Genomic DNA, 12,579 nt, shown 5'->3' with positions numbered 1-12,579 from the left:
GCTATTGGTGTGAGAAAGGCGTGATCGTCTGTCGCGGTTTCGCAGCGCTGCGCGTTACTTCAGAACCTGCTCCCACGACACACGAGGTCATCGCCATGTCTCAACCGCTCATTCCCGCTGCACTCAACACCCCGAAGCGTCGCCTCGCGGCTCTGATCTTGCCTGCTGTTGCCGCGCTGGGGCTGGGCGGTTGCGTGGTGGCGCCCGTGCCGCCGCAATATGGCTACGGTGCGCCCGCATATGACGTGGTCAGTGTGCCGCCTCCCGCCCCGCAGTACGAGGCGGTCGGCGTGGCGCCCTACCCCGGAGCGGTGTGGATCACCGGCTATTGGGGCTGGGCAAACGGTCGCTACGTGTGGAACCGGGGCTACTGGCACGCGCCACGCCCTGGCTACCGTTGGGTGCCGCATCGCTGGGTGCAGCAAGGCGGCGGTTGGCACGGTCAGGGCGGCCGCTGGGAACGGCGCTGATCCTCCAAGGGATGCGCACCCGTGATGCGGCGCGGGGTTGATGCGTCACCCCAGCCCGCGCACCACGTCCAGCGCTTCTTCGATGCGCGACACCGGGTGCAACTCCAGCCCTTCGAACTGTTTTCCCGCGCCCTTGGGGGCATTGGCAGCCGGAATGATGGCAGCGGAGAAGCCGAGTTTGGCGGCTTCGCGCAGGCGCTCTTGCCCGCGCGGGGCGGGGCGGATTTCACCCGCCAGGCCGACTTCACCGAAGGCCAGCAGACCGCGCGGTAGCGGGCGGTTGCGCAGCGAACTCTGAATGGCCAGCAGCACGGCCAGATCGGCCGCGGGCTCGGTGATGCGCACGCCGCCCACCGCGTTGACGAACACGTCTTGATCGCCGCTGGCGACTCCCGCATGGCGATGCAGCACGGCCAGCAGCATGGCCAGCCGCGCCGCGTCCAGCCCCACGGACAGGCGACGCGGGCTGGGCGCGGCGGCGTTGTCCACCAGCGCTTGCACTTCCACCAACAGCGGGCGGGTGCCCTCCAGCGTGGCCAGCACGCAGGTGCCTGGAACCGGCTCGGCGTGGGTGGAGAGGAAGATGGCCGAGGGGTTGGACACGCCTTTGAGGCCATGCTCGGTCATGGCGAACACGCCCAGTTCATTCACCGCGCCGAAGCGGTTCTTGATGGCACGGATCAGCCGGAAGCGCGACTGCGTGTCGCCCTCGAAATACAGCACGGTATCGACCATGTGCTCCAGCACGCGTGGGCCGGCGAGCGCGCCTTCCTTGGTGACATGGCCGACCAGCACCAGGGTGATGCCGCTGGCCTTGGCCGCGCGGGTGAGCTGCGCCGCGCATTCGCGCACCTGCGACACCGACCCCGGCGCCGACGACAGCGCCTCGGTGTAAACCGTCTGGATGGAGTCGATCACTGCGATGGAATAGGCCCCCACGCTCGCATTCGCTCGCTGCCCCCCGAGGGGGCGGACCCCGCCTTGGGGCGGCCCTGCGGCGGGGTCGGCCCCCACGCTCGCGTTCGCTCGCTGCCCCCCGAGGGGGGCATCCCCACCCCGACCCTCCCCACCCGTGGGGAGGGAGTGATTGCTCCTCCCCCGCTCGGTGGGGGAGGTTGGGAGGGGGAAACGCCCGCCTTGGGACGGCCCGGCGCCGGGGCCGCGTGCTAACTCGTCGAGCATGACCTCCAGCTGCGTTTCGGCCATCAGCCGCACCGGCGCGTCTTTCAGCCCCAGGCGCTGGGCGCGCAGCGCCACCTGCGCGGCGGACTCCTCGCCGCTGATATAGAGCACCGGCAGTTCGGCGGACAGATTGGCGAGCACTTGCAGCAGCAGGGTGGACTTGCCGATGCCCGGATCGCCGCCGAGCAGCAGGACGCCGCCGGGCACCAGTCCGCCGCCGAGCACGCGGTCGAGTTCGTCGATGCCGCTGCTTCGGTGCGCGTGGCGCTCGGCCTGCACCTCGGTGAGCAGCACCGGGCCGCTCGCCGCGGTGAGGCCGCCGCGCCCGGCGAACTGCGCTGCCGCGGCGCCGTGCCGTGCGCCGGGGCGGGCGGCATCGACGTTGCGCTCTGCCGTTTCCACCAAGGTATTCCAGGCCTGGCAGTGCGGGCACTGGCCCTGCCACTTGGCGGACTTGCCGCCGCACTCGGAGCAGATATAAACAGTTTGGGGTTTGGCCATAGGTGTAGTCACAGAAACTCGCCGGGCCGTCCCAAGAGTTTCTGGCCCCTTGAGGGGAGAACCGAGCGTAGCGAAGGTTTTCGGGGTGGGCTCAGAAACTCGCCGGGCCGTCCCAAGAGTTTCTGGCCCCTTGAGGGGAGAACCGAGCGTAGCGAAGGTTTTCGGGGTGGGCTATTTCCTATTCCACCCGCACCGGCACGCGTTGGGCCAGGGCACACATCAGCTCGTAGCCGAGCGTGCCTGCCGCCGCCGCAACCTCGTCGATCGAGAGCTCGGCCTGCGCGTCCTGTCCCCACAGCAGCACGGGGCTGCCGATCATGGGCTGGTTGCCTGCGGCAAACACCGGCTCGAGATCGACGGTGATCATGTCCATCGACACCCGGCCGACCAACTGCGTGCGCACGCCGTCCACCACGATGGGCGTGCCGTTGGGGGCGACGCGCGGGTAGCCATCGGCATAGCCGCAGGCGACCACGCCGATGCGCATGGGGCGCGGCGCGGTGAAGCGAGCGCCGTAGCCCACACACTCGCCCGCAGCGATGTGCTGAATGTCGATGAGCTCGCTGCGCAGACTCATGGCGGGGCGCAGCTTCCAGTGCGCCGCGTCTAGCGCCAGCCCGGTGGGCGAGCTGCCGTAAAGCGCAATGCCGGGCCGCACCCAGTCGGTCGCAACGCGCGGGTCGGCGCCGTGCACCAGCACCGCGGCGGAATTGGCCAGGGTGCGTTCGCCCGGCAGATGGCCCACGCCGCGGGCGAATCGTGCCAGCGCTTCGTCGATTCCGCCCGCTTCGTCGGCGCAGGCGAAGTGGGTCATGTGGGTGATTTCGCCCACCTGCGGCAGCGCGTTCAGCCGCTCCCAGGCGGCGGCGTAGGCCTCGGGCGAAAAGCCCACGCGGTTCATGCCGGTGTTCATTTTGAGGAACACGCGGTGCGTGCGGTTGCCGCGGTGCACCGCCAGCCAGTCGATCTGTTCACGGCAATGCACCACATGCCAGAGGTTGAGGCGTTCGCAAAGCGCGAGGTCTTCCGGGGCGAAACAGCCTTCGAGCAGCAGAATGGGGCCGACCCAGCCCAGCGCGCGCAGCTTCTCGGCCTCGGTCAGATCGAGCAGGGCGAAACCGTCGGCCGTGCGCAGCGCGCCATACGCGCGGGCGATGCCGTGACCGTAGGCATTGGCTTTGACCACGGCCCAGACCTTGCTCGCGGGCGTGGCCTGGCGGACTCGCAGGAGGTTGTGGGAGAGCGCGGCCGTGTGGATCACGGCGGAAATCGGGCGGGGCATGGCAGCTCGGGCAGAGGGTTGAGGCCAGCATTGTCGCAAATGCCCTGAAATGCCCTGTGCTATAAACCTCTGCAGCCTGCGGGTCTGTTCCCGCAAGCCGCCAGCCATGCCGCACGCGCCAGCCCGCCTCATTCATCGCAATCCCTGATCTTGTTCTCACCCAACGATACGACACAGCCTGCCGCAGCATCGCGGGCAGCCACGCGATGAAAAAAGGCTTTTACTGGATCATGGCGGCGCAGTTTTTTTCTTCGCTGGCCGACAACGCGCTGCTCATCGCCGCCATCGCCCTGCTGGTGCAGATGCAGTCACCCGACTGGATGACGCCGCTGCTCAAGTTCTTTTTCACCATCTCCTATGTGGTGCTCGCCCCCTTCGTGGGGGCGTTTGCCGATGCCATTCTGAAATGGAAGGTGATGTTCATCACCAATCTGGTGAAGGTGGCCGGGCTGGTGCTCATGCTGATCTCGGTGCACCCGCTGCTGGCTTACGGCGTGGTGGGCCTGGGCGCGGCGGCCTATTCGCCGGCCAAGTACGGCATCCTCACCGAGTTGCTGCCGCCGCAGCAACTGGTCGCGGCCAATGGTTGGATCGAGGGCACCACGGTCAGCTCCATCATTCTGGGCACGGTGCTGGGCGGGTTTTTGGTGAGTCAGGCGGCGTCGGGTTTTTTGCTGGGGCTGCCCGGGCTGGCTGCGGTTGGTATCAACACCACGCCCGAGGCGGCCATTCTGGTCATCACCCTGGTGTATTTGCTGGCGGCCTTATGCAATTTGCGCATTCCCGATACCGGGGCGCGTTACGAAAAACAGAAAACCCGGCTGGTGGCGCTGCTGGTGGATTTTGCGCATTGCACCAAGGTGCTTTGGACCGACAAGCTGGGGCAGATTTCGCTGGCGGTCACCACCCTGTTCTGGGGCGCGGGGGCGACGTTGCAGTTCATCGTGCTGAAGTGGGCGGAACACGCACTGGGGCTGGATCTCACCATGGCGTCGGTGATGCAGGCGGCCGTGGCGCTGGGCGTGGCCGCTGGGGCTATTAGCGCCGCCGTGCGCGTGCCGCTGAAAAAGAGCCTGAGCGTGCTGCCGCTGGGCGTGGGCATGGGGCTGACCACCGTGGCGCTGGCGTTTTTCAACCGCGAGCTGCTGCCCGACGTGCAGCTGCATTTCTGGGTGGTGCAACTGCCGCTTTACATGCTGATCGCCTACGGCTTCATGGTATTCATCGGCGCATTGGCCGGGTATTTTGTGGTGCCGATGAACGCGCTGCTGCAGCACCGGGGCTATGTGCTGCTGTCGGCGGGGCATTCGATCGCGGTGCAGAATTTCAACGAGAACGTCAGCGTGCTGCTCATGCTGCTGTTCTACGCCCTGCTCATCCGCCTGAACCTGCCGGTGCCGTGGGTGATTGCGCTGTTTGGCACCTTTGTCTCCGTCAGCATGTTTCTGGTCATCCTCTGGTACCGGCGCAACCAGAGGGAGCGCGACTGGACGCAGCTGATCGGCGAGCCGCGTCACGACGAGCATCATTCTTAACATTCTGCCGCTTCGCCCTGTCTTCAAACCGTCGCAAAATCGGTCTAACCCCCGATGTCCTTTCCAGGAGCGCCACCATGAATGACGTGCAGCACTACAGCAACCTCCTTTTGCAATACGCCACCGAGGCGGGAATGAAAATTCTCGCGGCCATCGCGCTGTGGATTCTGGGGCGATGGCTCATCCGCATTGCCGACAAACTGCTGCGCGGCGTGCTGGATCGGCAGCATCTCGACCCCATGCTCACGCGCTACATGCTCAGCTTCATGAACATCGCGCTGAACATCGTGCTGGTCGTGGCCATTCTGGGCTATTTCGGAGTGCAGACCACCACCTTCGCCGCCTTGGTGGCAGGCGCTGGCGTGGCTATCGGCGCGGCGTGGAGCGGCCTGCTGGGCAACTTCGCGGCGGGCGCCTTTCTGCTGGTGCTCAAGCCCTTCAAGGTGGGCGATTTCGTCAAGGCGGGTGATGTGACCGGCACGGTGAAGGAGGTCGGGCTGTTCGTCACCTCCATCGTCACGCTCGACAACGTGCTTACCTTTGTCGGCAATGGCAAGATTCTGGGCAACAACATCGAAAACTATTCGACCAACGACTACCGCCGCGTCGAACTCAAATGCCAGCTTTCCAGCGACGCCGATCATGTCGCCGCCATGGAGCTGCTGCGCAAACAGGTGCAGGCCATTCCCAATGTTTTGACCGATCCGGCGCCAGTGATTGAAATTCTGGAGTTCAACAGCGTCGGGCCGGTGCTCACGGTTTTTCCCTTCTGCAACAACGCCCACTATTGGCAGGTGTATTTCGACACCAACCGCACCATCCGCGAAACGCTGACGCAGGCCGGTTTCGCCTACGCCTTGCCCAAGCAAGTCTGGGTGGGCAAGGCGGCGTAACGATGCGGAACGCTTGGCCGTCGATGTTCGTGCCCGGCTTCGGCCGGCAGGGTTGAGCATGGACGCCTTGCGCCTCGGCCCCATCGTCTTGCCCTGGGCGCCGCTATTGCTGGTGCTGGGTTATGCCGTGGCGGTGTGGGTGGCGGGCGTGGCGCAGAAGGCGGGGCGCGGCAATGCCGAGCCCGCGCTGCTGCCGCTGCTGATTGGGGCGCTGGTCGTGGCGCGCGCCGTGTTCGTGGCACGGCACAGCGCAGACTATTCCAGCGTGCTGGCGATGATCGACATCCGCGATCGCGGCTTCGATCCCTGGGCGGGCTGGGCCGCGGCGGCAGCCGGTGTGGCGTTCTGGGCCTGGCGGCGCCCGGCCTTGCGCATGAGCCTGCCGCTGAGCGCCAGCGCCGGAGCCGCCATTGTGCTGGCGGGCATGGGAGCGCTGACCTTGTTGCAACCGGCGCGCCCGCCGCTGCCTGATCTCACCCTGCAAACGCTGCAGGGTCGCTTGGTGGCGCTGGCCAGCCTGCGTGGCCAGCCGCTGGTGGTCAACCTCTGGGCCACCTGGTGCCCGCCTTGCCGCCGCGAATTGCCGCTGCTGATCCAGGCGGCGCAGCAGCAGACTGGGGCGCGCATCGTGCTGGTCAACGAGGGCGAGCCGGCGCCGCGCGTGGCGGCGTATCTGCAGCGCGAGAAACTCGCCGATCCGGGGGTGCTGCTCGATCCGGGCAACCGGCTGCTGTCGCTCTATCAGTCTCCTGGGCTGCCCACCACCTTGTTCATCCGCGCCGACGGCACGGTGCAGCGGGTGCACATCGGCGAGTTGTCGGCGGCGACGTTGCAACAGGGCATCGCCGCGCTGCGCAAGTAACGGCGAGTGGGCGTAGTCCCGGTGCGTCAGGCGCCGGTGTGCAGCGCTTTGCGCCGCGCGGCGTGCAGCAGGCGGCGGGCCGAGGCGTCGGCAAGCAGGCGGCCGTGCTGCGCCATCCAATCTTGCGCCAGACGGCCCAGCGGCGTGGCGGGCTGGCGCGGATCGACCGGGCAGCGGAAGTTGCGCACCCAGTCGGTCACATCGGCAGCGGGCATGGGCCGCGCCAGCGCATAGCCTTGGCCGGCGTCGGCGCCCAGCAGGGTGGCGGCTTCGACTAGGTCGGGCGTTTCCAGCCCTTCGACGACCACCCACAGGCCCAGGCTTTGCGCCAGCTGCACCAGCGCGCCGATGAAGCCGATGGCCTGCTCGGGGTCGCGTCCGGCTTCGCGCACCAGGCCCTGATCGATTTTGACAGTATGAAACGGCAGGGTGCGCAGGCGCAGCAGGCTGGAGTAGCCACTGCCCAGATCGTCCATCACCAGCCGCACGCCGGTGGCGGCGAGGTCGCGCACCGCATCGTCGCGGCGCTGCGGATTGTCGAATTCGGCGTTTTCCAGCATTTCGAGCGACAAGCGGTCGGGCGCGACACCAGCCTCGCGCAGCGCCGATTCGACGCGGCCTCGACAGTCTTGCTGCAGCAGCACGTCCAGCGGCAGGTTCAGCCCCAGGCTCAGACGCAGACCCTCGGCGTCCCAGCGGGCGATGTGCGCCAGCGCCTGCGCCAGCCCGCCGCGAAACAGGCGCGAGAGTTCGGCCTGGCCGAACCACGGCAGAAACTGCCCCGGCATGACGAGGCTGCCGTCGTCCATGCGCAGGCGGGCGAGGGCTTCGACGCCGTAAGGCTTGCCGGTCTGCAGATCGACCAAGGGTTGCAGATGCATCTCCAGCCCATGATCGAACAGACTGCTGCGCCAGCGCTGGCGCAGCACCACGGGCACGGGCTGCTGGCGGCCGTGAGCGTGCAGGCGCTGCCAGGCGCGGCTGAGCGTCTGGCCGAGGTTGTCGAGAAAGCTGCGTGCCGCGCCGCGCTCGAACATGGCCGGGTAACCGCCGTACAGGCTGAGGATGACGACCACGCGGCCGTTGCGGTCGGTCAGCGGAACCGAGGCGGCGCTGCGAATGCCAGCGTCGCGCGCCGCCTCGCGCCAGGGGGCGCCGGGGGTGTCGTGCGCGTAGCTCGCCAGGGTGCTGATTTTCTCGGTCTGCCAGGCCGTGGCCGTGGGGCCGAGGCTCTCGGCGTGCGCACCTTGCAGCTTGGGTACTTTGATGCCGCCGTAGTGCTTCTTCATGGCGCGGGCGTAGGGTTCGAGCCCGGAAGACAGCTCGACGACGAACTCGCCGTTGGCATCGGGCGCGCCCAAAGCGGCCGCTTTGACCCCGGGCAGGGCGGCCAGCCGGTCGAGCGCCATTTGCATGAATTCGCTCCACGCGGCGCCGTCCTGCAGCGCGTGTTCCAGCGCGATGACGCTTTGCTGGAACTGCTCGCGGATCGTCTGCGCCGCCTCCACCTCGGTCTGCAGCTCGGTTTGCAGCCGCGCGGTGAACAACTGGACGATGCGCCGACGGTCGCGCGGACGGGCGCTCAAGCCCTGACTGCGATCGATCAGCGCCTGCAGATAAAGCCCTGCAGACTGCACCAGCAGCCGCGTGGGCACGCCCACCAGGGCGTGGATCTGGCCAATGCGCGTGGCTTCGCGCACATGCGTGTCTTCCAGCAGATCCGGGCTGAGCAGCAGCCGGAAATGATCGGCCTGCCGCGCCTTGAGATGATCGAATTCCTCTGGGGTGAGGTGGCTGAGGAGTTGGCGCGATTCGGCGTCGTGTTCGAGCAGGCGGTAAAACTGCGCGATGAATTCCGTTGCCGCAGCGACGAAAGACGAGGCGGCGATGCGCAACAGCTCCTGCGCTTGCGCTCCATAGGGCTGCGGCACCCAGTGCTCGGGGCCGTCGCCGAGAAAGTCGGCTTCGATCTCCTGCCCCCAGTGCAGCCACCAATGGCGACGCGTGTGCTTGTGCAGCTTGACGGTGTGCAGCGCGACGTCGGCGTGGCGCAGCAGGGTGTCGGGATCAGGGCCGTCCTGCGGGAACAGCGCCAGCCCCATGCTGAGCCGCAGGGGATGGGTTTTACCGCCGGGCAGCGGCACACTCAGCGGCAGCAAGGCGCCCAGCGCCTCGATGCGGCGGGCGATGGCTTGCGCTCCGCCTGCGCTGTGGAGCACGAGCACGAACTCATCGCCGCCGATGCGCGCGAGCAGGTCGTCGGGTTCGAGCCTGGCGCCGAGCTGGCGGGCGACCTGCACCAGCACCTCGTCGCCGACGGCGTGGCCCCAGTCGTCGTTGATCGCCTTGAAGTCGTCCAGGTCGAGCAGACCCAGCGCCACGGTGGCGCCTTGCGCCTGCGCAGCTTGCAGCCGCTGCGGCAGCCATTCGTCGAGGGCGTAGCGGTTGGGCAGGCTGGTGAGGGCGTCGTGCCGCGCCTGCCAGCGCAGGCGTTCCTGCGCGGCGCGGCGTTCGCTGATGTCTTGCCCGACCCAGACCGAATCGACTCCGGGCTGGCCCGTGACGGCCTGGCCGGTGAGTTCGCACCAAAACAGGCTGCCGTCGCGCCGCCGCATGTGCACCTCGCGCGTGACCGACTCGCCGCGCGCCATGGCTGCGTAGATATCGGCGCCGATAGCCTCGAACTCGGCGTCGTCGGCATAGATTTCGCGTGCCGGCACGCCCTGCAGAGACTGCAGATCGGGGTAGCCGAACATCTCGACCATGCGCGCATTGCCACTGCGGATGACGCGCTCTCCCACCAGCGCGATGCCCACCAGCGCGTTGTCGAGCATGGCCTGGCGCAGCCGCGCCTCGGTCTCGCGCTCGCGCTGCAGCGCGTCCATGCGCAGCAGCGCGCCGGCCATGGAGGCGACGAATTCGAGCAGCTGGGTTTGCGCCGCATCGGGCAGGCCGGGTACGGTGCTGGTCAGGGCAAAACTGCCGATCACCTGGGCGCCGTCGCGCACCGGCCACGACCAGCAGGAGCGCAGGTTGCATTGCTCGGCTGCGGCGCGCAGGTCGTCCCAGCGATCATCGGTGGGGATGTCTGCAATGAAGGTGGGTGCGTTGTGCAGCACCGCATTGCCGCAGGAACCGGCATGCGGCCCGGGCGTGAGCCCGTCGAAGGCGCCCAACAATTCCGGCGGGCCGCTGGGCAGCGCCAGCGGGTGCAGGTCGCCGTCCGGCCCCAGCCGCAGGAGGCTGGCGAGGCGTCCCGGCACCGCCTGCTCGGCCATGCGGCACAGCAGCGCCGCCAGCTCGGTTACCGGGCGCCCGGCCGCCAGCCCCCGCAGGATTTCGCTGGGCAATTCGAGCAGTCCGAGGGACGCGTTCTGATCGGGCATGATGAAGGATGCAATGGAGATCGGGCGGCAGTCTTTCGCCAGCGCCCAGTAAAACGCGACTTTACGATGCCGCGCCGCGCCGCGGGCGTGAATTTTTCTCGAAAACGCCCAGCCAAAGTGAGACTCGGCGACGCACGCGTGCAAACCCGCTATCTTGCGCAGCTTTGATCCGCACCCTGCGGCCTGACGTTTTTTCTATGCCGAACTCCTCCGCAATCACCTTGGCCGCCATCGGCGGTCTGATGCTCAATGCCTTCGTCTGGGGCGTGTCGTGGTGGCCGTTCCGCCATTTCAATGGTCTGGGCCTCAATCCGCTGTGGGCCACCGCGGCGATGTACGCGGTGAGCACGCTCATCATCGTGGCGGCGCGGCCATCGGCGGTGCGGGCGCTGTGGCGGCATCCGCCGCTGTGGGGCATTCTCATCGCCTCGGGAGCGACGAACGCGGCGTTCAACTGGGGCGTGACCGAGGGCGACGTGGTGCGGGTGGTGCTGCTGTTCTATCTCATGCCGGTCTGGGCCACACTGCTGGCGCGCTGGCTACTGAACGAAAAACTCACAAGGCTGGTCGGCCTGCGCCTGACGCTGGCCCTGGCCGGAGCGATGGTGGTGTTGTGGCCGCAAGGGGGCGGTCTGCCGCTGCCGCAACATCCGGCAGACTGGCTGGGTGTGATCGGCGGCATGTTTTTCGCGCTCAACAATGTGCTGCTGCGCAAGTATGCGCACACGCCGCCCGAGGCGCGCGGCCTGGCGATGTTCGCCGGCGGGGTGATCGTGGCGGGCGGCGTCGCGGCCCTGCTGACCGCCAGCGGCGCCGTTGCGCCCATGCCGGCACCGGCGCCGGGGTGGCTGATGGGCGTGGTGTTGATGGCGCTGGCTTTTCTGGCGGCGAATCTGGGGCTGCAGTATGGCGCAGAGCGGCTGCCGTCCACCTTGACGGCGGTGGTGATGACGGTGGAAATCGTGTTCGCCAGCGGCAGCGCCGTGCTGCTCGGCGTGGAGCGTCTGAGCGCGCAGGCGCTGTGGGGCGGCTGCCTGATTCTGCTGGCGATCTTGCTGGCCGCCTGGCCTGCGCGAAAGCAGGCCGAGGCCGATACGGTGCTGGAGGTCAGTGGCGGAAACCGCCGCTGGCCGTGATGCTGGTGGTGTCCACGTAGTCGGAGCCGGAGTGGTTGTCGGGCGAGAAGTGCACGGTGAAGCCGCCGAGGTTCTCGTTGCCCATGCTGTTGAGGGCGTCCATCAGGCTGGCGCGGGTGAGCGTCTTGCCGGCTTTGCGCAGGGCCTGCACCAGCACCTTGGCGTCGATATAGCCTTCCAGGCTGGTGAAGTCGTAATCGCCCTTATGCCCGGCGCTGTTCATCGCGGCCTGGTACTCGCGCACCAGCGGGGTGACGGTGGAGAAGGGGAAGGGCACGACCTGGGTGATGATCACGCCGTTGCCCTCGGGGCCGAGCGCCTTGGCCAGCGCTTCAGAGCCGACGAAGCTCACATTGGCGAACTGCCCGCCGTAGCCCTTGGCAATGGCCTGCTGATTGAATGCCGCCACTTCGGTGTAGGTGCCGACTTCCACGATGAGGTCGGGCTTGGAAGGCAGGATGGAGGCCAGCGCCCCGGCCACATCCACCGTATTGCGTTTGACCGTGCCGGTGGCCACGGGCTTGAGATTGTGCGCGGCCAGGGCTTTTTGCACGCCCGTCAGTCCAGCCATGCCGTAGGCGTCGTCCTGGTAGAACACGGCGATCTTTTTCAGGCCGAGGAAGAGGAACTGATCGACGATCTTGCGGGTTTCGTCGTTGTAGCTGGCGCGGATGTTGAAAATGTAGGGATCGACGGGAGAGCGCAGCCCCATCGCGCCGGTGAACGGGCCGATGAGGGGAATGCCGGCCTGATCGATCAGGGGTTTGGCTGCCAGGGTGGTGGGCGTGCCGACATAGCCCAGCAGGGCGAACACATCGCCGCCGTTGATGAAGGTCTTGGTATTGGCCACGGCGCGAGCCGGCTCGTAGCCGTCATCGAGGCTGACCAGCTTGAGGCTGCGCCCGGCTACGCCGCCGTCGGCATTGACCTGCTTGAAATACGCCTCGATGCCCATGCGCAGGCGGATGCCGAGCTGCGCCGCCGGCCCGGTGAGCGGGGCCGACTGGCCGATGACGATTTGCGTGTCAGTCACGCCCGGCGTGGCCGCAAATGCGGACGTGGCCGCCATCAGACTCAGGCCAGCAAACAGGGTGGCAAAAAATTTCATCGTGGTCTCGGAAAAAATGCGTCGGCAAGGATTCTGCAGTTCAGCCAGCCGGCCTGCGCTGCGAGCGTAAGGGACATCAGGGGAGGGGACGACCGGGTCGCGGAACAAGCCAGCATCCGCGCGTGAAGCGAGCAGGGCCCCCCGACCCCTGTTTTTTGTAAATTTTTTGCATTGTCCACAACCCGACCGAGGCTGACAACCGCATCCGCTGCGCTCAGAGGCGG

General features: G+C 67.3%; 9 protein-coding genes and 2 pseudogenes. 5 read left to right on the top strand and 6 right to left on the bottom strand.

Annotated features, from left to right (window positions below):
• Window positions 1-95: 95 nt before the first annotated feature.
• On the top strand, window positions 96-470 hold the full coding sequence (locus B3H47_RS04365; protein WP_276708719.1) for a hypothetical protein: 375 nt from the start codon (window positions 96-98) through the stop codon (window positions 468-470).
• A gap of 45 nt (window positions 471-515) precedes the next feature.
• Here the strand turns inward: B3H47_RS04365 and radA are convergent, their stop codons facing one another.
• From radA to alr, 4 genes and pseudogenes are all read right to left on the bottom strand, one after another.
• Window positions 516-1,652: a DNA repair protein RadA gene (radA, locus tag B3H47_RS15295; protein ID WP_414718224.1), complete on the bottom strand. Its 1,137-nt coding sequence runs from the start codon at window positions 1,650-1,652 to the stop codon at window positions 516-518.
• A gap of 3 nt (window positions 1,653-1,655) precedes the next feature.
• Window positions 1,656-1,892: pseudogene (locus B3H47_RS15320) on the bottom strand (AAA family ATPase); the annotation flags it as partial.
• Window positions 1,893-2,060: 168 nt separating this feature from the next.
• Window positions 2,061-2,153 (bottom strand): annotated as a pseudogene (locus tag B3H47_RS15315) (hypothetical protein); the annotation flags it as partial.
• A 178-nt stretch (window positions 2,154-2,331) separates the two neighbouring features.
• On the bottom strand, window positions 2,332-3,435 hold the full coding sequence (alr, locus tag B3H47_RS04355; RefSeq protein ID WP_276707453.1) for an alanine racemase: 1,104 nt from the start codon (window positions 3,433-3,435) through the stop codon (window positions 2,332-2,334).
• Between the two features lie 206 nt (window positions 3,436-3,641).
• Between alr and lplT the strand changes: the two genes are divergently transcribed.
• The 3 genes from lplT (at window position 3,642) to B3H47_RS04340 (ending at window position 6,725) form a co-directional block, all read left to right on the top strand.
• Window positions 3,642-4,970, top strand: a complete 1,329-nt coding sequence (lplT, locus tag B3H47_RS04350; RefSeq protein WP_276707451.1) for a lysophospholipid transporter LplT — start codon at window positions 3,642-3,644, stop codon at window positions 4,968-4,970.
• Window positions 4,971-5,047: 77 nt separating this feature from the next.
• Window positions 5,048-5,863, top strand: a complete 816-nt coding sequence (locus tag B3H47_RS04345; RefSeq protein WP_286986193.1) for a mechanosensitive ion channel family protein — start codon at window positions 5,048-5,050, stop codon at window positions 5,861-5,863.
• A 58-nt stretch (window positions 5,864-5,921) separates the two neighbouring features.
• Entirely contained in the window at window positions 5,922-6,725 is an 804-nt protein-coding gene (locus tag B3H47_RS04340; protein ID WP_276707449.1) for a TlpA family protein disulfide reductase, read from the top strand.
• A 26-nt stretch (window positions 6,726-6,751) separates the two neighbouring features.
• On the opposite strand, the gene B3H47_RS04335 is transcribed toward B3H47_RS04340, so the two are convergent.
• Window positions 6,752-10,111, bottom strand: a complete 3,360-nt coding sequence (locus B3H47_RS04335; RefSeq protein ID WP_276707448.1) for an EAL domain-containing protein — start codon at window positions 10,109-10,111, stop codon at window positions 6,752-6,754.
• A gap of 197 nt (window positions 10,112-10,308) precedes the next feature.
• Here B3H47_RS04335 and B3H47_RS04330 point away from each other — a divergent pair, with 197 nt between their 5' ends.
• The gene (locus tag B3H47_RS04330) at window positions 10,309-11,247 is read left to right on the top strand and encodes a DMT family transporter (protein ID WP_276707446.1); all 939 of its coding nucleotides are present in this window, start codon (window positions 10,309-10,311) and stop codon (window positions 11,245-11,247) included.
• On the opposite strand, the gene B3H47_RS04325 is transcribed toward B3H47_RS04330, so the two are convergent.
• Window positions 11,219-12,355, bottom strand: coding sequence for an ABC transporter substrate-binding protein (locus B3H47_RS04325; RefSeq protein WP_013122354.1), 1,137 nt, complete (start codon window positions 12,353-12,355; stop codon window positions 11,219-11,221). The genes B3H47_RS04330 and B3H47_RS04325 overlap by 29 nt on opposite strands.
• Between the last annotated feature and the right edge of the window lie 224 nt (window positions 12,356-12,579).

Source organism: Thiomonas sp. UBA7699 (assembly GCF_002482605.1).
Lineage (GTDB): Bacteria > Pseudomonadota > Gammaproteobacteria > Burkholderiales > Burkholderiaceae_C > Thiomonas > Thiomonas arsenitoxydans.
The sequence above is the reverse complement of the archived record's forward strand: the minus strand, read 5'-3'. Positions and strand labels throughout refer to the sequence as shown.